The following is a 22404-nucleotide window of genomic DNA, read 5'->3' as shown; positions in this document are numbered from 1 at the left end:
AAAATTTAGGTGAAATCATTAATTTTTTAATTTAAATTTTAAAGCATGCCTTTATATCATAAACTGGGAAAAATTCCTCCCAAAAGACATACACAATTCCGTAAGGAAGACGGTAGCCTGTATTATGAGCAACTCTTTGGTACGATTGGTTTCGATGGGATGTATTCCAATATGTATCATGAACAACGACCAACTCAGGTTAAGGAGATCAGAAATCAATATAATGTTTCTCCTAAAGTTGCCAAGGCCAACAACATGCAATCCTATCGTTTTAGGGGCTTTCAAGTGCCGCCAGAAAATGATTATTTAGAAAGTAGAAAAACGGTTTTGACTAATAGTGATTGCAGTATTATTTTAGCAGCACCTAAAAAATCCACAGAGGATTATTTTTATAAAAACACTGATGCAGACGAACTAATTTTTGTCCACAAAGGCACAGGAAAGTTGAGAACCCATTTGGGGAATTTAGACTTTAAATATGGGGATTATCTATTAATCCCAAGGGGTATTATTTACAAAATTGATTTTGATACAGAAGATAACCGATTGTTTATAGTGGAGTCAAGAAGACCTATCTATACCCCAAAAAGATATCGCAATTGGTTTGGGCAGTTATTAGAACATTCTCCTTTCTGTGAGAGAGATATTAGAAAGCCGGAAGAATTGGAAACTTACAATGAAAATGGTGAGTTTTTAATCAAAGTGAAAAAGCAGGATGATATTTTTGACATGGTTTATGCTTCTCATCCATTTGATGTAGTAGGCTATGATGGCTATAATTTCCCTTATGCTTTCTCGATTCATGATTTTGAACCGATAACTGGGCGCATTCACCAACCGCCGCCAGTGCATCAAACCTTTGAGACTGATGCTTTTGTGGTTTGTAGTTTTGTGCCACGTTTGTATGACTATCATCCTGATAGCATACCAGCACCCTATAACCATAGCAATATAGATAGTGATGAGGTGTTGTATTATGTGGATGGCGACTTTATGAGTAGAAATGATATTGAAGCAGGTCATATTTCATTGCATCCTGCTGGTATTCCTCATGGTCCACATCCTGGAGCTACAGAAAGAAGTATTGGGAAGGAGAAAACAGAAGAATTGGCCGTTATGGTAGACACCTTCAAACCTTTACAAGTTACCGAAGAAGCATTAAAAATAGCAGACGAAGATTATTTTAAATCTTGGTTGGAATAACCTTAATAAAAAGCAAAATGAGCAAAGAAATTAAATCAGTAGACTACGGTCTAGAAAAAATATTTGAGGGGGCAGAAGACTTCTTGCCTTTATTAGGAACCGATTATGTAGAATTCTATGTGGGAAATGCTAAACAAGCGGCTCACTTTTACAAAACGGCGTTTGGCTTTCAATCATATGCTTATAAAGGATTAGAAACTGGCAGTAAGGAGACTGTTTCTTATGTATTGAAGCAAGACAAGATTAGGTTGGTGCTAACAACACCATTAAATTCAAAACATCCTATCAATGAGCATATCGTTAAACATGGTGATGGTGTTAAAGTGGTGGCTCTTTGGGTGGAGGATGCTAAATCTGCCTGGGAGGAAACAACTTCACGTGGTGCAAAATCATACATGGCACCACAGGTAGAAACTGATGAGTTTGGAGAAGTGGTCCGTGCAGGGATTTATACTTATGGAGAGACCATCCATATGTTTGTGGAACGTAAAAACTATAATGGTCAATTTTTACCAGGTTTTGTTAAATGGGAGTCCGATTACAATCCAGCTCCTGTAGGGTTAAAGTATATTGACCACATGGTAGGAAATGTAGGTTGGGGAGAAATGAATACGTGGGTGAAATGGTATGAAGATGTCATGGGATTTGTAAATTTCCTTTCGTTTGATGACAAACAAATCCATACAGAGTATTCGGCCTTAATGAGTAAAGTAATGAGTAATGGAAATGGGCGTATCAAATTTCCAATAAATGAACCGGCTGAAGGTAAAAAACGTTCTCAAATTGAGGAATATTTAGATTTTTATGAGGGAGCGGGAGTTCAGCACATTGCTGTAGCTACAGATGATATCATCAGTACGGTTTCTGATTTAAGATCAAGAGGAGTTGAATTTTTATCTATTCCACCAGAAGAGTATTACAGAGCAGTACCTGGAAGATTGGAAGAATTTAGCCATGAATTGCGTGAAGATATTGAAACCTTAAAAAGTTTAGGTATTATGATAGATGCCGATGAAGAAGGTTATTTGTTGCAAATTTTCACCAAGCCAGTTGAAGATAGACCAACCTTGTTTTTTGAAATCATTCAAAGAATGGGAGCTCGAGGTTTTGGAGCTGGAAACTTCAAAGCTCTTTTTGAATCCATTGAAAGAGAGCAAGAAAAGAGAGGAACTCTATAATGCAGAATATTAATTCTTTCTTAAATAACTCCTTCAATTATATTGAGGGAGTTGTTGTTTTATAACTTTGGAATGGTAATTGTCATTTAATTGCAACATAAATTTGAATGAATAAAAATTACATTTGTACCTAACAGTTATGAAGAATCTTATATCTATTGCCCTATTTTTACTAATAATGCCTAAATCCTGGGCACAAACTGAAAGCGCCTTTGATACAGGAGAATGGTTTCGTTTTGAAATGAGTTATAGTGGTTTTTTTAAAGCAGGAGAAGCCACATTAAAAGTGAATAATGGCTCCTACAATGGAAAACCAGTTTACCACGTGGTTGGAAAGGGATGGACAACCGGTGCTATCAAGTGGTTTTTTAAAGTAGAGGATTTGTATGAGAGTTATTTTGATAAAGAGCACATACGTCCCTATAGATTTATCAGAAAGATTGATGAAGGGGGGCATACCAAGAATATTGAAATCACCTTTGATCATGAACAAAATAAAGCGCTTGTAAATAATATTAAGCATAGCCGTAAGGCAGAATTTGATACCAAGCCAAACATTCAAGATATGGTGTCTACCTTTTACTATTTAAGGAATAATTTGGATGTCGATGACCTGAATGTTGGGGATGAGGTGTTTGTTAATATGTTCTTTGATGAAGAGAATTATGGATTTAAAATAAGATATTTAGGGTCAGAAAATATAAAAACACCTTTTGGAAAGGTAAATGCTCTAAAGTTTCGTCCATATGTTATGGCGGGGAGGGTGTTTAAGGAAGAGGAAAGCTTAACGCTGTGGGTGTCAAACGATCAAAACAGGATACCGTTACGTGTCAAAGCTGATTTGGCGGTTGGTTCTTTGCGTGCCGAATTGAATGCCTTCAGAGGATTGAAATACCCATTTAAAATAATTGTTGAAAACTAACTAATGGAAACTAAAAAAAATATAACCAGCCAATTAGAAGAGAAATATAAAAATTTGGGTCAGGATGTAGATGCCCATTTGGAAGGATTGCTTTATGGGAAACTCATTAATTATTGGGATTACATTCAGACAGATGCCCTTTTAAACTTGCAAGTGCAACGTACTGTTCTTCCAGATGAGATGGTTTTTATAATGTATCATCAAATCAATGAACTCCTATTTAAAATGATTTTATGGGAAATTGATCAAGTAGCCAAGGAACCAAATATTTCTGCCGAATTATTTACTGAAAAACTGATGAGAATCAGTAGGTATTTCGATATGTTGACTTCGTCCTTTAATATTATGAAGGATGGGATGGAAGTGGAGCAGTACAATAAATTTAGACATACTTTAACCCCTGCTAGTGGTTTCCAAAGTGCCCAATACCGTAAAATAGAATTTGCATCTACTGAATTGATTAATCTGATAGACCACAGGTTTAGGGAAACCATAGACAGAAATACCTCATTTGAATACGCTTTGGAGCATTTATATTGGCAAGCAGCAGGTAAGGACTACAAAACAGGCAAAAAAAGTTATACATTAACAGCTTTTGAAGAGAAATACAAAGATGAATTTATTAGATTTGCGGAATTCTATAATACACATAACCTCTGGACTAAGTTCAAAGAGCTTCCAGACAGTGTTAAAGAAGACAAGAGTTTAATCGATGCAATGCGTCATTATGACCAAACTGTTAATATCAAATGGGTCATGGCGCACTATAATACGGCCAACCATTATTTAAACATTGGTGGTAAAACAGCAGAAGCCACAGGTGGAAGCGAATGGGTCAAGTATATGCATCCCAAATATCAAAGAAGAATATTTTTTCCGGATTTATGGACCAAAGAAGAATTGAAGCACTGGGGAGAAAATGTCTAACTTTTTTAACTGCCGCCTTACTGGTTACTAGTTGCGGCAAAAAGAAAGAGTCTCTCCCTATTGAGGAAACCGAAGAAATAGCCATTGTGGAACCCGAAGACACTTTTGAGTTTGGGTTCAATCTTAATGATTATATTGTTAAAAGGGATACTGTCCGTTCTGGAGACAGTTTTGGCGTTATTATGGAACGCAATAAATTAGGCTATCCCAAAATCTTTCAAATTGCTGAAGGAGCCAAATCCAGTTTCGATATTACCAAACTGCAAATAGGGAAGCCCTATACCTTGCTTTGCTCTAAAGACACCTTGCAGGAGCCAAAATGTTTTATTTATCAGCCTAATAAAGAAGAGTATGTGGTGGTGAATTTCCAAGATTCCATTCATGCTTACACAAATAGAAAGCCTGTCACCTATGTTGAAAAGGAAGTCGCCGGGGTTATAACCAGTAGCATTTCTGAAACTTTGGAAGATTTAGGAATCAGTCCTAGGCTGACTTTTAAATTGGCTGATGACATTTATGCTTGGACCATTGACTTTAGAAGACTACAAAAGGGAGACCGCTTCAAGGTTATTTACACAGATAAGTATATTGATGATTCCATTTATGCAGGAATTGCCGATGTAAAAGCCGCATTTTTTGAACACAATGGCGAACCTTTTTATGCCTTTGAGTATGAGACAGACAGTATTAAAGGGCTTTCTGATTACTTCAATGAAGAAGCAAATAATTTACGACGAGCCTTCCTAAAAGCTCCAGTAGAATATAAAAGAATTTCCTCACGTTATAACCTAAGACGTCGTATTGCTCTGTATGGCAATAAAATTCGTCCGCATAAAGGGACAGACTTTGCTGCCGATATAGGTACTCCTATTCGAGCCACTGCCAACGGTACGGTTATCAAATCGGCTTATACGAGAGGAAACGGAAATTACGTCAAAATCAAGCATAACGCGACCTATAGCACCCAATACCTGCACATGAAAAAGCAAAATGTGAAAGTTGGGCAATTTGTGAAGCAGGGAGATGTGATAGGCTGGGTAGGAATGACAGGAAATACCTCTGGCCCGCATGTTTGCTATAGATTTTGGAAAAATGGGGTTCAAGTGGATCCCTTTAGACAAAAGCTTCCTGCAGCTGAACCTATTGCAGATAGCTTGAAAACTTCTTATTTGGCTTTTATACAGCCTTTGAAAGAGCAATTGGATCGTATTCCTTTCAAAGAAGTTCCCGCAGAGGAAGACGTTCTTTTTGAAAACTCAGATGAAAATTTAATCAGTCAGGCACATTAATAAATGGCATTACCTAAAATAAACCCAACCGAAACCAAAGCTTGGTCCAAGCTGTCAGTTCATTTTGAAACCGTAAAAGGATTACATCTTAAAGAGCTCTTTGCAGAAGACGCAGCGAGAGCCTCAAAAATGACAATACAATGGGAGGATTTTTATGTTGATTATTCCAAAAACCGAATCACCGAGGAAACTTTTTCTTTGTTGATGGAGTTAGCTGATGAGGTTAAACTCAAAGAGGCCATGAACGCCTATTTTTCGGGAGAGGAAATTAATGAGACTGAAAAACGCGCTGTTTTGCATACGGCCTTAAGAGCGAAACAAACTGATGAGGTTTTTGTTGATGGTAAAAATGTCATGCCAGAGGTATTCGCCGTTAAGGATCAAATAAAGAAATTTTCTGATGATGTAATTTCAGGAAATAGAAAAGGCCATTCAGGTAAAGCATTTACAGATGTGGTTAATATTGGTATTGGTGGTTCAGATTTAGGACCAGCAATGGTTGTAGAAGCCTTATCCTTTTATCAAAACCATTTAACAACCCATTTTGTGAGTAATGTGGATGGTGATCATGTGAATGAAGTAATTAAGCACCTGGATCCAGAAACGACTCTATTTGTAATTGTTTCTAAAACATTTACAACCCAAGAAACGATATCTAATGCAACAACCATAAGAAATTGGTTTTTGCTGACTCAACCAGAAGAAGCTGTAGCAGATCATTTTGTAGCGGTATCTACCAATATCGAAAAAGTTCAAGAGTTTGGTATTGCTGAGAGTAATATTTTCCCAATGTGGGATTGGGTAGGTGGTCGTTTTTCACTTTGGAGTGCCGTGGGCCTATCTATCAGTCTATCTGTAGGTTTTGAGCATTTCGATGCGTTGCTTTCTGGAGCAAATAAGATGGATGAACATTTTAAAACCACTCCTTTTGAAGATAACATTCCGGTTGTTCTTGGTCTTTTGACGGTATGGTATAATAATTTCTTTGGTTCTGAAAGCGAAGCAGTCATTCCTTATACTCAATATTTGAATCAATTTGCTACTTACCTACAGCAAGGTATTATGGAGAGTAACGGGAAATATATTGACAGAAATGGCCAAAAGGTGAATTATCAAACTGGGACTGTTATTTGGGGAGAACCTGGAACCAATGCGCAACATGCCTTTTTTCAATTAATTCATCAAGGTACAAAGTTAATTCCGGCTGATTTTATTGGATTTGTAAACGCGCTTCATGGTGACCAAGACCACCAGGAAAAACTTATTTCCAATTTTATTGCACAAACAGAAGCCCTTATGAACGGTAAAACTTCTGAAGAGGTTTTACAGGAATTTAAGGCAAAAAATGAGAGCCTAGACACGGTTAAAGAGCTTTTTCCTTTCAAAGTTTTTGAAGGAAATAAGCCGACTACTACTTTATTTATTAACAAATTAACCCCAGAAAGCCTTGGAAAACTGATTGCTTTGTATGAACATCGCATCTTTGTACAAGGTGTTATTTGGAATATTTTTAGTTACGATCAATTTGGAGTTGAGTTAGGTAAGCAATTGGCTAACAATGTTTTAAAAGATTTAAAATCACAAGATGTTGGAGCTCATGACCCGTCAACTTCAGGTTTAATCAATCACTTCAAGAAAACCCTTAATTAATTGTTAATTAAACTGTTGACTTTTTTATAAATTTCATCAGTGTTTTGCCCAATTTATCTATAATTTAATCAGGCATTTAGTTAAATATTTAATATGCATGCATAATTAACTATTTCATAATGTTTGAACTATTTAGTTGTGTAATTTTGCGAAAAAATTTAGAAACCAATTTCTCAATTAACATGAAGAACATTACTAGATTAATTTTTCTTGTAGGAGCCATTATGTTTTCAGCTTTTACATTTGCTCAAACAACAATTACGGGAACCATCATGGATGCCGAAATGAATGCTCCCCTACCAGGTGCAAACATTGTGGAGAAAGGGACCTCCAATGGAGTCTCATCAAATTTTGACGGAAATTTCACTTTGACTACCAGTGCTGCTTCGGGACAAGTAGTTATTTCATTTGTCGGTTATGGCAAGGTGACATTAAGTTTTAATGGAAATACAAATTTAGGTACTATTACCTTATCTCCTGATAACACGCTTGAAGAAGTTGTTATTGTAGGAACAGGAGTTATTGACTTGGTAAAAGACAGACAGACTCCTGTAGCTGTGTCTACTATTAAGGCCAAGGAAATTCAACAAAAAATCGGAACTCAAGACATTACTGCTACGTTGGTAAATACACCTTCAGTATATGTTGCAGGTCAATCTGGAGGTTATGGAGACTCCAGAATGAGTGTTCGTGGTTTTGACCAAACTAACACAGCATTCCTTATTAATGGACAGCCAATAAATGCCATGGAAGATGGAATCGTATATTGGTCAAACTGGTCTGGTATGAGTGATGTGGCTAATGCCATTCAGATTCAAAGAGGTTTAGGGTCTTCAAAATTAGCTATTTCTTCTGTTGGGGGAACTGTCAACTTTGTAACTAAAGCTACTTCTAAAAACCAAGGAGGATTTGTTCAAGGAGTTGTTGCTAACAACGACTTTATGAAATCAACAGTTTCCTATAACACAGGTAAAATGGAAAATGGTTTAGGAGTTAGTGCCTTAATGACCTACTGGAGAGGTGGCGGATACAATATGGGTACCCGTGGTGAAGGTCAAACCTATTTCTTTTCAATAGGTTATGAGCCAAACGAAAAGCATAATTTTAACTTTTTAATTACTGGAGCTCCTCAATGGCATGATCAAAACTTTTCTAAAGCCATAAGTGATTATTTAGATTATGGTAGAAAATACAACAATAACTACGGTTATTTGAACGGGGAGTATATGACTGAAAGAAGAAACTTTTATCATAAACCTGTTGCTAACTTAAACTGGGACTGGACTATTAGTGAAAAAACTAGCTTGTCAACAGTTGTTTATGCCTCTTGGGGCCGTGGAGGAGGAACTGGAAACTACGGTTCTCGAGTTAGAACAGAAGATGGTAAAGTAGATTTTGATGCCATTATGCAAAATAACAACTTAGCAAATGGTGAGGGTATGTTTGGTAATGGAACTTATTTAATACGTTCTTCAATGAACAACCATAGCTGGTATGGTATGGTTACCAACTTAAACCAAAAATTAAGTGAAACTTTGACCTTAAATGTTGGAGCTGACCTAAGAACTTATTATGGGACTCACTACAGACAGGTTGAAAATTTCTTAGGTTTAAACAGCTGGACAGAAAGTAGAAGCTTGTATGATGACACTCATAACAGGGTGACAGATCCAGTTTTCAACACAGTTACTGAGTCTTTTGCAGCAAACCCTTGGACTGCTACGTTTAATACAATGGGTGAAGATCAAAGAATTGATTATGATAATAGTGAGCGTATTTCTTATGGTGGATTATTTGGACAATTGGAATATGTGAACGATCAACTTTCAGCATTCTTCCAAGGTTCTATTTCAACTCAATCACATCAAAGATTTGATAGATACGATTACTTGCCTGAATTTGAGGAATCTGAAAAGGTTAATAATACTGGTTATAATGTTAAAGCTGGAGCTAATTATAACCTAAATGATAATCACTCAATCTTTTTTAACGCAGGTTACTACAGTCGTCAACCTTACCATGAAAACATCTATTTGAACTTCACCAACCGTGTAAATCCATTTACTGAAAACGAAAAGATATTAGGTCTTGAAGTTGGTTATAAATTAAGATCTCAATTTATTGATGCTAACATTAATGCATACCGCACCAATTGGAAAGATAGAGTTCAAACTGTATCTTATACAGATGATGCTGGAGATTTGTTTTATGACGTAAACAATGGTGTGGAGCAATTACACACTGGTGTTGAATTGGATTTTGTTGCTAAGCCACTTTCAAATTTAAATATTACTGGATTTGCTTCTTTCGGTAATTGGGAGTATGTAGGTGAAGTATTAGTGCAAACTTTTAACGACAACCAAGAATTACAAGGTCAAGAAGTTGAGGATATCGATGGAGGTAAAGTAGGTGATGCTGCCCAATTTACAGTTGGAGCTGGATTTGTTTATAGATTATGTGATAGCTTTTCAATTGACTCAGATTGGAGAATGTATAATGACTTATACAGCAATGTAGTAACTAAAGATAATTTGGAACTTCCATCCTATGATTTAGTTGATTTGGGTATGACTTATACAATGAATGTTGGAAAAAGTAATAATTCCATAGTATTCAGAGGAAATATCAATAACTTGTTTGATGAGGTTTATATTTCTGAGCTTTCTACAGCTAATGAAGCAGAAGCTGGTGATGAGACTTATAAAGGAATCAATGTTAGCAATAGAGGATATTTCGGTTTAGGTAGAACTTGGAATGTAAGCATGAGATTTAATTTCTAGTCTTTTATATAATTGGATAAAAAACCTCTTCATTTTGAAGAGGTTTTTTTATACATTTTAATTAGTATTTTTGTTTTCTCATCTTAAACAGTTAAACACATGTATGACATTGTACAAAATTTACATTCCTATTGGGCTTATTTGGTATTGACCGTATTAACGGTTGCCGTAGTAAACAGTATTATAAAGGCTCTAGGAGATAGAGAATACAAGGCTCTTGATTTTAGAATTTCATTGTTCACCTTAATTGTTTCCCATATTCAATTATTGATTGGGTTGGTGCTTTATTTTGTGTCACCACGCTTAAGTATGTTTAGCGAGCTAGGTATGGGAGGTGTTATGAAAAACGCATTGTTAAGATTATATTTGGTGGAGCATCCTTTGGTTAATATCATTGCCATTGTACTGATAACTATGGGTTACTCAAAACATAAAAAGAAATTGGTTTCTAAGTCCAAATTCAACACGGTTGCCATCTTTTATTTATTCGCTTTGATTCTACTTTTATCAAGAATTCCTTGGGATGTTTGGATGGCTTAACAAATAAAAAAGTCGCCTTTAAGGCGACTTTTTTATTAACTATAAGGATGAGATTTTTATTCAGATATTTCTTTAATTACATAGACATATACGGGGAAGTGATCACTAAAACCATCAGTGAATCCCCCATCTGCAAAGCTCCTTAAAGGATATCCTTTATATCTTCCATACTTTCCTACCAAGTAGTTTTTATTGTAAATACCTGCCTGATAAAATTTAAAGGTTGAAAAGTCTTTGTCTAATAAAGGCTTTGAGATTAATATTTGATCAAACAAGCTCCAAGCGTCTCTGTAGGCTGTTGTACCTAGTCCTTTTCGATAAAAGCTCTCATAGGGGTTGTAAATGCCTTTAAACTCTACCTTATCTCGGTCTTTTTCGGCATTTAGCACTTTTTTGACACTTTCATTTGTTGGGTCGTCATTCAAGTCGCCCATCAGGAAAATTTTAGCATAGGGATCATTGGTTTGCAACGAATCAATAATCTTTTTACTCAATTTGGCAGCCGCAACACGTTTTGGTCGGCTTCTAGCTTCACCACCACTTCTAGAAGGCCAGTGATTAACTAGTACATGAATCATGTCACCTTCTAGAGTCCCGCTGACCAAAAGTTGGTCACGAGTATAAACACGCTTTCGGGAATTGTCATCATAGATTTTCAATTCGTGAGAGCTTGTATGTAAAGGAGTGAAAAACTTTTTTTGGTAAAGCATAGCTACATCAATTCCTCTAGCATCTGGAGAGTCATAGTGTATAATACCGTAATCTCTTCCTAAAAGAAGGGGGTCATTGATCAAGTCTTCAATAACTTGTCTGTTTTCAACTTCAGATATTCCAATAATTACCGGAGAGTTATGGGTGTCATCCAAACCGATATCTGATAGGACTCTAGCCATGTTGTGGACTTTCTTTTTGTATACCGTCTCAATATCACCTTTCATTTCCATGATTGGACTGGCTTCATCAAATTTTGAAGTGTCATTAATGGTGTCAAACAGGTTTTCCAGATTGTAGAATGCAATGGTATGAATTTTATAAGTCTTTTTTTCTTGAGCATTAAGTTGGCTTGTTCCAATGGCCAAAAAAAGGCAGTAAAATAGGATAATGTGTAATTTCATCTAATCAATAAGTTAACTTTAGGTTACCAAAATACAATTGTCGGGCCAAATGTAGATATTTATCATAAATAATGTAAATTTGGGCGCTTTAATTAGTTATTACTTAACGCATAAGAAGTTATTAATCTTAAATTCTAACATGAAAAAACGCTTATTGATTTTTTTAGCGGGATTTTTTTCATTGGCCTTTACTTTTGCTCAAAGCACCTTGATAAAAGGTAGTGTAAAGGATGCAGCAACCAATGAACCTCTTCCCGAAGTTACCATTACCATTGAAGAAACAGGACAACAAACCCAAACTGATGCGAAAGGGGAGTTTGTTTTTTCACAAAATGTCCCATTAGGTGAGCAAATGCTTAGGCTCACAAAAAACGGGTATGCTCCCAAAAGGTACCCTATTGTAGTAAATGAAGGAAGTATCGTAGATATTTCTGATATGATTTTAGATATCGACGTCACAGATACGGTCGATTTGTTTACCATTACTTTATCTGATGACGAACTAAACAATGATACCAGCGGTGCCGATAACATATCGGGTTTATTGCAATCATCCCAAGATGTGTATCAGCGAACGGCAGCCTTTGAATTCAGCTCTTCGTTTTTTAGGGTTCGAGGTATGGATTCTGAGAACGGTAGTGTTTTGATCAATGGGATTGAAATGAATAAATTGTATGATGGTAGACCACAATGGAGTAATTGGGGAGGTTTAAATGATGTGCTTAGGAATCAGGAATTAACCACTGGTCTTCAGCCTTCAGATTATAATTTTGGTGGATTTATAGGAACAAATAACCTTAATGTTAGGGCCTCGAGATATCGTCAAGGTGGTCGTGTAACCTACTCTTCATCAAACCGCAGTTATACGAATAGGGTAATCGGTAGTTATGCCACTGGAGAACTAAATGGAGGTTGGTCTATGGTGTTTGCCGTAGGTAGACGTTGGGGTAATGAAGGCTTCCAAGACGCCACCCTTTATGATGCTAATTCTTTCTTTACCTCTATAGAAAAGAAACTAGGAGATAAGCATTCTATAAATTTTACGTCTATGTACGCCCCAAACAGAAGGGGGAAATCATCTCCAAACACACAGGAGGTATATGATTTAAGAGGAATTAAATACAATGAATACTGGGGTTGGCAAGATGGAGATAAGAGAAACTCTCGTATCAAGACGATTGAAGAGCCCATCTTTATGTTGAACCATTATTGGGATATCACTGAGAAAACCAAATTAAATACGAACATAGGTTACCAATTTGGAAAAATAGGTAACAGCCGTTTAGACTGGAATGGATCGAGATTGAATGATGCCGGAGTAGCAGTAGGAGGTGGTTCTAACCCAAGTCCGGCCTATTACCAAAAGCTTCCTAGTTTCTGGTTAGGATTGGATGATGGTCCTAATTATGAAAATGCCTATTTGTATGGACAAGATTTTATAAATGACGGCCAGATAAATTGGACGGATATGTACCAACATAATTTAGAAAATGTGGGTGGTCATTCTACATATATTCTATACGAAGACAGAACGGATGATTCTCAATTTACAGCAAATACTATTTTAAGTTCAGAAATTAACCAAAACATCCTTTTAAATGGAGGGTTGACTTATAAAAAATTGAAATCAGAAAATTTTGCTGAAGTTCTTGATCTATTAGGAGGTAATAGCTATCTGGATGTAGATACGTTTGAATCTGATCCAGACAGACAGCAAAGTGACATGAACAATCCATTTCGTACTGTAGGTGTTGGAGATAAATTTAGATATAATTATAATCTCCATGCTGATATAATTTCTGCATATGCTCAAGCCAAATTTAAATATAACAGAGTTGATTTTTATGTGGCAGGAAATGTTGGTAAAACCAATTATTACAGAGAAGGCTTGTATAGAAATGGTTCCAATGCAGAAAACTCATTCGGAAAAAGTGAAGAACTCGATTTTACTGGTTTAGGAGCTAAAGCAGGATTTACCTTCAAAATTTCAGGTAAGCATTTGATAAATGCTAATGCAGGATATCAAGCCAAAGCGCCTAATTTAAGAAACACTTTTTCAAATTCTAGGGTGAACAATAATATTATCCCAAATATAACAGAAGAGAAAATTACAGCCTTTGATGCAAGCTATGTCTATAGATCACCTATAATAAATGCAAAGCTTACAGGTTACTACAACAAAATAGAAGATGCCAATGAGGTCTCTTTTTATTATGCTGATGGGGTCATCGGATTTGATGATGTAGCAGAGTTTGTTAGCGAAACTTTACAAGGTGTAGATAAAAGATATTTGGGTGCAGAATTAGGGATTGAGGCACAAGTTTTACCAACCTTGAAATTGAAAGGGGTCGCCGCTTTAGGTAATTTTACCTATGACAATAATCCCAATCTTATTTTGTCTTCCAATGATAGGGATGTCATTGTAGGACAATCAAATCTTAAAGATTACAAATTGGCAAGTGGTCCTCAAACGGCAGCCTCATTAGGATTTGAATATCGCGACCCAGATTACTGGTGGTTTGGAGCTACCGTAAATTATTTTACCAATACCTATGTAGATGTTGCTCCTTTAACTAGAACCAGAAACTTTTATTTAAATCCAGTTGATGAAATTCCTTTTGATGATTATGACCAAGAAGTGGCTAGAGAATTGTTAAGACAAGAGGAATTTGAAGACTATTTTACCGTAAATTTAATAGGAGGGAAATCTTGGAAGATAGATGACTATTACATTGGTTTCTTTGCTAGTGTTAACAACCTTTTGGACGAAGTCTACAAGACTGGAGGGTTTGAACAAGGCAGAAACGCAAACTATAGAGAACTATTGGCAGATGAAAGTAGGGATACACCTATTTTTGGTTCCAAATATTGGTATGGTAGGGGAGCTACCTACTTTGTAAACGTATACTTTAGATTCTAAAAAAAAATGATTATGAAAAATATAACTTCAAGCTTTATGAAAACAACCAAATTATTTAGTTTGATGTCTATCATGGCTCTAACTGTGTTGACATCTTGCGTAAATGACGATGATTATAGTATCCCCAACGTTGGAGATGCTCAAGAGCCCAATATTTCTGCAACCACAACAATTTCTATTGTGAAAAGTATGTACGATTCTAGTACTGATGCTATTGTAGATTTTGATGAACAAGGAACCGATTTAGTTTTAGAAGGGTATGTTATTTCTAATGACGAGGCAGGTAACTTCTATAAAACGTTGATTATTCAGGATGAACCTGAAAATCCAGTAGCAGGTATTCAAATTGATATTGATGACCCTACGTTATATGATTTATACAAGCCTGGACGAAAGGTTTATGTGAAATTAAACGGATTGGGTATGGAGAATCAAAATGGGGTCCTTCATATAGGGACCATTAACGGGACAAGCGTAGAAAGAATTCCTGCCGTTACTTATACTGATTATATCATTCGCTCTACAGAAGTTGCAGAAATCGTTCCTAAAGTTATTACTCCAGGAGCCTATACAGATGCCAATTTAAATCTATTGGTACAAATTGACGATATGCAATTAAGAAGCGAGGAAGTAGGTTTACCATATGCTAATGCTGATGACACTTACACGGTAAATAGATATTTAAAGAATTGTGGAGATGATTCTCAAATCATTATTAGAAACAGTGGATTTGCTGCTTTCAAAAGTCAGTTGTTCCCAACAGGAAGAGGAACCGTAACGGCTGTTTTCAGTAAATATAATAGCGATTATCAGTTGTTCATTAGAGATACTGATGATGTAGCCTTTGATGGTGAGCGCTGCGATCCTTTGTTTGAAGAGTTTTTTGAAACAGGATTCACAACTTGGACAGCTTATAATGTCATTGGGTCTCAAGTTTGGATTCCAAATTCTTATGGGAACCCAGGTTATTGTGCTGCTATGTCAGGTTTTAGTGGTGGTAATCATGAAAATGAAGATTGGTTAATCTCTCCTGCTATTGATTTGACTGGAGTAACCGAGGCTATTCTTAATTTTCAAACTGCTAAAAACTACAATGGAAATTTATTAGAGGTTTATATGGCAACCAATTACTCTGGAGGAGATCCTAATACAGATGGTGATTGGACGCCTCTATCTGCTACCTTATCAGCAGGAAGTTGGAGCTGGACTGATTCTGGTGACATTGATGTTTCTGCTGCGGCTGGAGGTAATTTATTTATTGCTTTTAAATACACATCAACAACTTCAGCTTCTTCTACTTGGGAAGTTGATAACGTAAAAGTTTTTGTTCCATAAGGAATGATTCTTTAAAGAATAAAAAAAAAGCCCGATTAAACAATCGGGCTTTTTTTATTTATGAAGTATAAGATAAACCGGAAAATGATCACTATAGCCCCCTTTGTATTTGGTGCCTACATAGGTTCGAAAAGGTTCTCCTTTAAAAGGTCCCCTAAATAATTTTAGGAAGTCTTCATCAAAAATATCAGCCTTTAGATAGGTCAATGTTCCTGGTATTCTTTCAAAAAAAGACGTACTCAAAATAATTTGATCAAATAAATCCCAAACAAAGTCATGTCGTGTGGTGCCGCGACTCTTGCTATAAACTTGTTCCATAGGATTGAACAAATCCTGATTGTTCACCAAATTTTTAATGCTTTCTGTGTCGGGGTTATCATTGAAATCTCCCAAGATGATAAATTTGGCTTCAGGCTCTTCATATAAAATCGTCTCCATTATTTCGATTACCTTATTGGAAGCTGCCATTCTTTTGATATTGGATTCTTCAAGGCCTTCACGTCGGGATGGCCAATGATTCACAATAACATGTACTTTTTCACCATCAAATAGACCCGATACATGTAGGATATCTCGTGTATAATCTTTTTCCCCATCTACATTGAATATGTCAAGTGCATGTCTTGAGGCTTTTAGTTTATGGAATACCTTTTTATTATACAATAAGGCCACGTCAATGCCACGTTCATCTGGAGAATCAAAATGAACAAAATCATAATGAATGTGAGCCAAGTGTTGGGAGCTAATTAAATCTCTTAACACTAATTCATTCTCCACTTCAGATAAACCTACCAAAGCAGGAGGGAATCCAGTTTCGTTCTCACCTATTTGGGAAATAGCAAATCCTAATTTTCTAAGCTTGTTCAGATATCTTTTAAACGTCCATTTTTTAACCGAATCAGGAAGAAATTCATTGTCTTGGGTCAGTTCGTCATCATAGGTGTCAAAAAGGTTTTCAAGGTTATAAAAGGCAACGGTATATTGTTTTTTATTGTGAAATGAAGGCATGTCCCTTTGATTGCAAAATGGTTGTACTTATAAAGATACAGATATATCAGTGGGCAATTTTAAAAAATTTGATTTAATCCTTGTAACTTTGTCGTATATTAATGATATATGCTAGAAAAGAAGGACATAGACTTAGAAAAGGCCGTTTTGATTGGTATCGTAAACCAAGAACAGGATGAGGCCAAGTCCAAGGAGTATTTAGATGAATTGGAGTTTTTAACTTATACCGCTGGCGGAGAAGTTGTAAAACGGTTTACACAAAAATTGGAGATGCCCAATCCAAAGACTTTTATTGGGAAGGGTAAGATGGAAGAGGTGCAGGAATTTATTCAGGAGAATGAAGTGGGAACTGCCATTTTTGATGATGAATTATCTCCGGCACAGGAAAGGAACATCAGCAAGATGCTTAATTGCAAAGTGTTGGATAGGACCAATTTGATATTGGATATTTTTGCACAAAGAGCCCAAACCAGTTATGCAAGAACCCAGGTAGAATTAGCCCAATGTGAGTATTTGCTTCCTAGATTAAAAGGAATGTGGACACACTTAGAGCGTCAAAAAGGGGGGATTGGTATGCGTGGTCCTGGTGAAACGGAAATTGAGACAGATAGACGTATTGTAAGGGACAAAATATCACTTTTAAAGGAGAAGATTAAAACCATTGATAAACAGATGGCTGTTCAAAGGGGGAATCGCGGACAAATGGTTCGTGTGGCGTTGGTAGGATATACCAACGTTGGGAAATCGACCTTAATGAACGTCATAAGTAAGAGTGAAGTATTTGCAGAGAACAAATTGTTTGCCACCTTGGACACAACGGTTAGGAAAGTCGTAATAGGAAACCTACCATTTTTGTTAAGTGATACTGTTGGATTTATTAGAAAGCTGCCAACGCAGTTGGTAGAGTCTTTTAAAAGTACCTTGGATGAGGTTCGGGAGGCTGATTTACTGCTTCATGTGGTAGATATTTCACATCCTAATTTTGAAGAACATATTGAATCTGTGAATAAGATTCTTGGTGAAATAGAAAGTATTGATAAACCAACGATAATGGTTTTCAATAAAATTGATGCCTATGAGCCTGAGCCTTATGATAAGGAAGACTTAATGACAGAGAGAACCAAAGCGAATTATTCCCTAGATGAATGGAAAAAAACGTGGATGGGAAGAATAGGGGACAATGCTTTGTTTATTTCGGCACTAAATCGAAATAATCTAGAGGATTTCAGAGCTAAGGTTTATAATGAAGTTAGGAAAATACATGTCACCAGATTTCCATACAACCATTTTTTATATCCCGATTACAACGAATTTACTGAATAAAAAAACACGCCAATTGGCGTGTTTTTTTATTTAAACCCTTTCTTTTAGAAGGAATAGCTAATCCCGAAAGTAGAGTAATATTGAATCTTGTTATCTACGTTGTCAAAATCAGGAACAGGCTCTCCAGACTCTTCGGTCCAATTACCCAAGGCGTAGTTAACGGCCTCTTGCTTGTTACCTCTTAAACCGATTTCAAAACCAACTCCAATACCTTTCCAAATGGAATAGCTAGCCGAGTTAATCCACGTCCAATTGGATAAATCTGAACTCTTGTAACTTTGAAAAGCGGAAAGGTTTGACATGAACTTAAATTTATTCATCGTTCTGGTATAATTGGCCACAATTTTAGCACCTAAAGATGAATCAAAAATGGCATCATTATCTGCAAAAACGAAGTTGTAGTTTATTGGATGTACCACAACGACTAAATTGGATATAGGTGTCCAAGTAACACCAACCCCTAAATCCAAATACCCTGGATCGTTAAAATTGTTTAAAAGAGTTGTTCTGTATTCCCCTAAGGTAGATGCTGCTAACTTTGAAGACAGCTTGTAGCCAAAAAGTGAGGTAACATTAAAAACATCTACTGCCTCTCTCCATCCTTCTTCATCGGTTGGGTCATCTTTGTCATCAAATTTCACCCAGCCTAAATTGATATTGGCTTGGTTGTACCAAAAATATTTTTCTCGATCTAATTTGGCGTGCGGGTTAAAGGTAATATTGATATTCCCTGAAGCATTATTAGGCGATCCTTGGGCATACCAATTACTAAATTCTGACCAACTCCCACCTATGGTACCAAGTGCACCAAACTTCCAACCTGGAAATTTGTCAATCTGGGATTGTAAATCATCGACTTTTGACTGTAAGGCGTCAATGGAGTCTTGTTTTGAGGCTTTTTCAGCTTTAAGTTCTTCTAAGGTTTGGGCATTTGCTGCAATCGAAAAACACAGCAAAGAAAATGATAGTAATAGCTTTTTCATAAATATATATTATATGTAATAAATGATGGTTCAAAAATAACCATTTTTGCCTAATGGCTCTAAATAAAGTACTTAGATTATTTTTTGTATAAAGGAACGGTGGAACAAGCTTCACCAAACATTAAAGATTTGGCCACTGGTTGCAATTTGGAAATTAAAAGTGTGTAAGCCGAATCGGGTATGGGTTTGTCAGAGCATCCTTTAATGATGACTGGTTTGTCTGCAAATTCATCCAATTGCAATTCATTGATGACTTCTTGAAAAATAACGGTTTCCAATAATTCAAGGCTGCCAACCACTATTTTTTTAGCAAATGGTTGCAGTTTGGTGGTCAATAAAAGATAAGCCCAAGATGGAATAATGGCATCTGCCGAACAGCTAAGTGCCACATATACGTCTTGATATTGGCTCCAATCGTGAGCTTCCACAAAAGTCCTAAAATCTTTTTCTTTAAGAATGATTTCTTGAAACAACCAGTCTTTAATATCAAATAAAATTCTGTTGCCTTTTGGATAGAATTCCTCTAAATCCAAAGTTTTTAGTTTGCTGTTTGCTACGCGATTAACAATTTCTCCTGACATGGTACAAAGTTACATAAATTACTTATAGCCTTCCGCTTGCAATGTAAACAGTTCGGCATACAGTTTTTGATTCGTCATCAATTCCTCGTGAGTGCCTATTTCTAATACTTTACCCTCTTCTAGAACCAGAATGCGATCAGCTTGTCTTACTGTGCTGAATCTATGGGAAATGATGATGCTGGTTTTTCCTTTGGTCAATCCTATAAAGCGTTCAAAAACATCACTCTCTGCTCTAGCATCCAATGCGGAGGTAGGTTCGTCTAAAATCATAACCTTGGCATCTTTCATATAGGCTCTGGCTAAGGCTACTTTCTGCCACTGTCCACCAGATAATTCCATACCACTTACAAATCGTTTTCCTAATTGTTGCTCATAGCCATCCACTAGGGAATCAACCACTTCATTGGCCAAACTTAACAGGGCGGCATTTTCTATTTTATTTTGGTTTTCAAGCTCCTCAATATCTCCAATCGCAATATTTTCTTTGAGCGTAAATTCATATTTGAAAAAGTCTTGAAAAATCACACCAAAATACTCTTGGTAATCTGCTTTTTTGAAACGGTTGATATTTATTCCATCTAGCAAGATTTCTCCAGAGGTAGGTTCGTAGAATCTCAAAAGTAATTTGATTAAGGTCGTTTTTCCGGCGCCATTCTGGCCTACGAAGGCAAGTTTTTCTCCTGCTTTTAGCTGGAAGTCGATTCCCTTTAAAATTTCGATTTCCGATTCTGGGTATGAAAAATGAACGTTTCTGAATTCGAATCCGGTTTCTATTTTTTGGGGAAGAGGTATCTCTTCTTCAGTCGTTGAAGAAATGGAAATATCAATGAAATCAAAATAATCCTTAAGGTATAAGGCGCTTTCTGATATTCTTGTAAATCGAGAGAAGAAATCTTGAAGGTTCTTGGTTAATCTATTGAAAGACCCTGAAAGAAAGGTCAATTCACCCAGAGTGATGACCCCTGAAAGCACTCTGTAGATGATAAATACATAGGCTGCATAATAACTTAGCGACCCTAAAACATTAAATAAAAAGCCGTAAGAAGACCGTTTGATGGCAAGTTTTCTATTCAGTTTGTAGTATAAATGGGAAAGTGTTGAAAAACGATTAACCAGAAAATCTGTAAGTCCAAAGAGTTTGATTTCTTTGGCCGTTTTGTCATTGGCTCCAATGTATCTCAAATAGTCCAATTCACGGCGCTCTGAAGTCCAACTTCTAGCTAAGGAATATTGTTGCTGACTAAATTTAACTTCATTGATAAATGAAGGGATAATACTTAAAACCAAAAGGATGATTAATAAAGGCTCAAAATAAATCAAACCAGCTACTAAGGATATGATGGAAATCAATCCTTGAGCTTGTCCCAAAACATTTGACATCAATCCAACCCTGCCTGTGGTTTGCGTTCTGGCACGTTCCAGTTTGTCATAGAATTCAGAGTTTTCTAAAAGACTGATATCTACTTGATGTGTTTTTTTAATGATTTTGACAGAAGTGGCAATATTGTATTCGTCCCCTAAAAGACCATCGGTTAGGGAAATAGCACGACTAATCAGGTCAGAAAGGATGACCAGAATAAACTCAATAATTACATAAGTCCAGAGTTGACTATAATCTGTAATTTCAAGATTGGTTTGGGTGACAATTTCGTCAATAATCAGTTTGCCTACCCAAAGGATAATAACGGGTAATAATGCTCCTATTAACCGGCAAACCGCTGTCCATAAAAACAATCCTTTGTTTACATTCCAGATTTCTTTGAAGAACCGTGGAATGTAAGCTAAGGCGTTAAAAGACGATTTTAAATTAGTTTTTTGATCCTCTTGTAAGGATTTTGGTATATGTCTGGGCATTCAAAGAATGATATTAAAGCATCCCTAGCTCTAATTTTGCTTCTTCACTCATTAAATCTTGGCTCCAAGGTGGGTCAAAAGTGATTTCTACCTCTGCACTATTAACCTGATCTAATGATTTTATTTTTTCCTCCACTTCCATGGGTAATGTTTCTGCAACTGGGCAGTTGGGAGTGGTTAAGGTCATCAGGATTTTAACGTCATAATCTTCATTGACAAAGACATCATAAATTAATCCCAATTCATATATGTCTACTGGAATTTCAGGGTCAAAAATAGTTTTTAAAACCTTGACTATCTGTTCTCCGAGAGCATTTGTATCTATAGTGGAATCGCTCATACTTAACTTAATTGTGTTTGGTATGCAATAGCATACATTTTCAGTTGTTTTATCATACTAACCAAACCGTTGGCCCTAGTGGGAGAGAGGTGCTCTTTTAATCCAATTTCATCAATAAATTCAGTATCCGCCTCAATGATGTCTTTTGGATTTTGATTAGAGAAAACCCTAATGAGGATGGCAATAATTCCCTTGGTAATGATGGCGTCGCTATCTGCTGTAAACAAAACTTTGTCATCTTTCAGTTCAGCGTTTACCCACACTCTACTTTGACAGCCTTTTATTAAGTGGTCTTCCGTTTTAAATTTTTCATCTATAAGCGGAAGCGATTTTCCCAAATCTATCATATATTGATAACGCTCTTCCCAATCATCAAACATGGAAAACTCTTCAATAATATCTTGTTGAATATTTTTAATGCTCACGACCAATTGTTTTGTGCAAAAATACAACTTG

General features: G+C 36.2%; 18 protein-coding genes. 11 read left to right on the top strand and 7 right to left on the bottom strand.

What is annotated here, in order from left to right; all coding sequences use genetic code 11:
- Positions 1-45 precede the first annotated feature (45 nt).
- The 8 genes from LOK78_RS03120 (at position 46) to LOK78_RS03085 (ending at position 10489) form a co-directional block, all read left to right on the top strand.
- Positions 46-1203 (top strand): homogentisate 1,2-dioxygenase, encoded by a 1158-nt coding sequence (locus LOK78_RS03120; protein WP_232633566.1) that lies wholly within the window; start codon positions 46-48, stop codon positions 1201-1203.
- Between the two features lie 17 nt (positions 1204-1220).
- Positions 1221-2381, top strand: a complete 1161-nt coding sequence (gene hppD, locus LOK78_RS03115; RefSeq protein WP_166957118.1) for a 4-hydroxyphenylpyruvate dioxygenase — start codon at positions 1221-1223, stop codon at positions 2379-2381.
- Positions 2382-2520: 139 nt separating this feature from the next.
- Positions 2521-3303: a DUF3108 domain-containing protein gene (locus tag LOK78_RS03110; RefSeq protein ID WP_232393799.1), complete on the top strand. Its 783-nt coding sequence runs from the start codon at positions 2521-2523 to the stop codon at positions 3301-3303.
- Positions 3304-3306: 3 nt separating this feature from the next.
- Complete coding sequence (locus LOK78_RS03105; RefSeq protein ID WP_166957122.1) at positions 3307-4230, top strand: tryptophan 2,3-dioxygenase family protein; 924 nt, start codon at positions 3307-3309, stop codon at positions 4228-4230.
- The gene (locus tag LOK78_RS03100; RefSeq protein WP_232393848.1) at positions 4188-5519 is read left to right on the top strand and encodes a peptidoglycan DD-metalloendopeptidase family protein; all 1332 of its coding nucleotides are present in this window, start codon (positions 4188-4190) and stop codon (positions 5517-5519) included. Before LOK78_RS03105 ends, LOK78_RS03100 begins: the two co-directional genes overlap by 43 nt.
- Positions 5520-5522: 3 nt before the next feature.
- On the top strand, positions 5523-7169 hold the full coding sequence (gene pgi / locus LOK78_RS03095) for a glucose-6-phosphate isomerase (protein WP_232633565.1): 1647 nt from the start codon (positions 5523-5525) through the stop codon (positions 7167-7169).
- 182 nt (positions 7170-7351) lie between these two features.
- On the top strand, positions 7352-9949 hold the full coding sequence (locus LOK78_RS03090; RefSeq protein WP_232633563.1) for a TonB-dependent receptor: 2598 nt from the start codon (positions 7352-7354) through the stop codon (positions 9947-9949).
- Positions 9950-10048: 99 nt separating this feature from the next.
- Positions 10049-10489 (top strand): hypothetical protein, encoded by a 441-nt coding sequence (locus tag LOK78_RS03085; protein WP_053970998.1) that lies wholly within the window; start codon positions 10049-10051, stop codon positions 10487-10489.
- 56 nt (positions 10490-10545) lie between these two features.
- On the opposite strand, the gene LOK78_RS03080 is transcribed toward LOK78_RS03085, so the two are convergent.
- Positions 10546-11604 carry an endonuclease/exonuclease/phosphatase family protein gene (locus LOK78_RS03080; protein WP_232393802.1) on the bottom strand — a complete coding sequence of 353 codons (1059 nt, stop codon included), beginning with the start codon at positions 11602-11604 and terminating at the stop codon, positions 10546-10548.
- A gap of 139 nt (positions 11605-11743) precedes the next feature.
- Between LOK78_RS03080 and LOK78_RS03075 the strand changes: the two genes are divergently transcribed.
- Both LOK78_RS03075 and LOK78_RS03070 read left to right on the top strand, forming a co-directional pair.
- The gene (locus LOK78_RS03075) at positions 11744-14524 is read left to right on the top strand and encodes a TonB-dependent receptor (RefSeq protein WP_232393803.1); all 2781 of its coding nucleotides are present in this window, start codon (positions 11744-11746) and stop codon (positions 14522-14524) included.
- A gap of 12 nt (positions 14525-14536) precedes the next feature.
- Positions 14537-15859, top strand: coding sequence for a DUF5689 domain-containing protein (locus LOK78_RS03070; protein ID WP_232393804.1), 1323 nt, complete (start codon positions 14537-14539; stop codon positions 15857-15859).
- Positions 15860-15913: 54 nt separating this feature from the next.
- On the opposite strand, the gene LOK78_RS03065 is transcribed toward LOK78_RS03070, so the two are convergent.
- Positions 15914-16867 carry an endonuclease/exonuclease/phosphatase family protein gene (locus LOK78_RS03065; RefSeq protein ID WP_232393805.1) on the bottom strand — a complete coding sequence of 318 codons (954 nt, stop codon included), beginning with the start codon at positions 16865-16867 and terminating at the stop codon, positions 15914-15916.
- A gap of 108 nt (positions 16868-16975) precedes the next feature.
- Between LOK78_RS03065 and hflX the strand changes: the two genes are divergently transcribed.
- Positions 16976-18190: a GTPase HflX gene (hflX, locus tag LOK78_RS03060; protein WP_232393806.1), complete on the top strand. Its 1215-nt coding sequence runs from the start codon at positions 16976-16978 to the stop codon at positions 18188-18190.
- 44 nt (positions 18191-18234) lie between these two features.
- On the opposite strand, the gene LOK78_RS03055 is transcribed toward hflX, so the two are convergent.
- The 5 genes from LOK78_RS03055 to LOK78_RS03035 all read right to left on the bottom strand — a co-directional run bounded on the left by LOK78_RS03055 (position 18235) and on the right by LOK78_RS03035 (position 22373).
- Entirely contained in the window at positions 18235-19173 is a 939-nt protein-coding gene (locus LOK78_RS03055) for a DUF3078 domain-containing protein (RefSeq protein WP_232393807.1), read from the bottom strand.
- 77 nt (positions 19174-19250) lie between these two features.
- On the bottom strand, positions 19251-19754 hold the full coding sequence (locus LOK78_RS03050) for a DUF2480 family protein (protein ID WP_232393808.1): 504 nt from the start codon (positions 19752-19754) through the stop codon (positions 19251-19253).
- An 18-nt stretch (positions 19755-19772) separates the two neighbouring features.
- Entirely contained in the window at positions 19773-21608 is a 1836-nt protein-coding gene (locus LOK78_RS03045) for an ABC transporter ATP-binding protein (RefSeq protein ID WP_232633561.1), read from the bottom strand.
- A gap of 13 nt (positions 21609-21621) precedes the next feature.
- A complete protein-coding gene (locus LOK78_RS03040; protein ID WP_232393810.1) occupies positions 21622-21948 on the bottom strand; it encodes a DUF59 domain-containing protein in 327 nt (108 codons plus the stop codon).
- A 2-nt stretch (positions 21949-21950) separates the two neighbouring features.
- On the bottom strand, positions 21951-22373 hold the full coding sequence (locus tag LOK78_RS03035; RefSeq protein WP_053971008.1) for a SufE family protein: 423 nt from the start codon (positions 22371-22373) through the stop codon (positions 21951-21953).
- Positions 22374-22404 lie beyond the last annotated feature (31 nt).

The sequence above is a fragment of the Mangrovimonas futianensis genome (genome assembly GCF_021245805.1).
Classification (GTDB): Bacteria; Bacteroidota; Bacteroidia; order Flavobacteriales; family Flavobacteriaceae; genus Mangrovimonas; species Mangrovimonas futianensis.
Note: the sequence above shows the minus strand (reverse complement) of the source record. Positions and strands in the feature narration are given on the sequence as shown.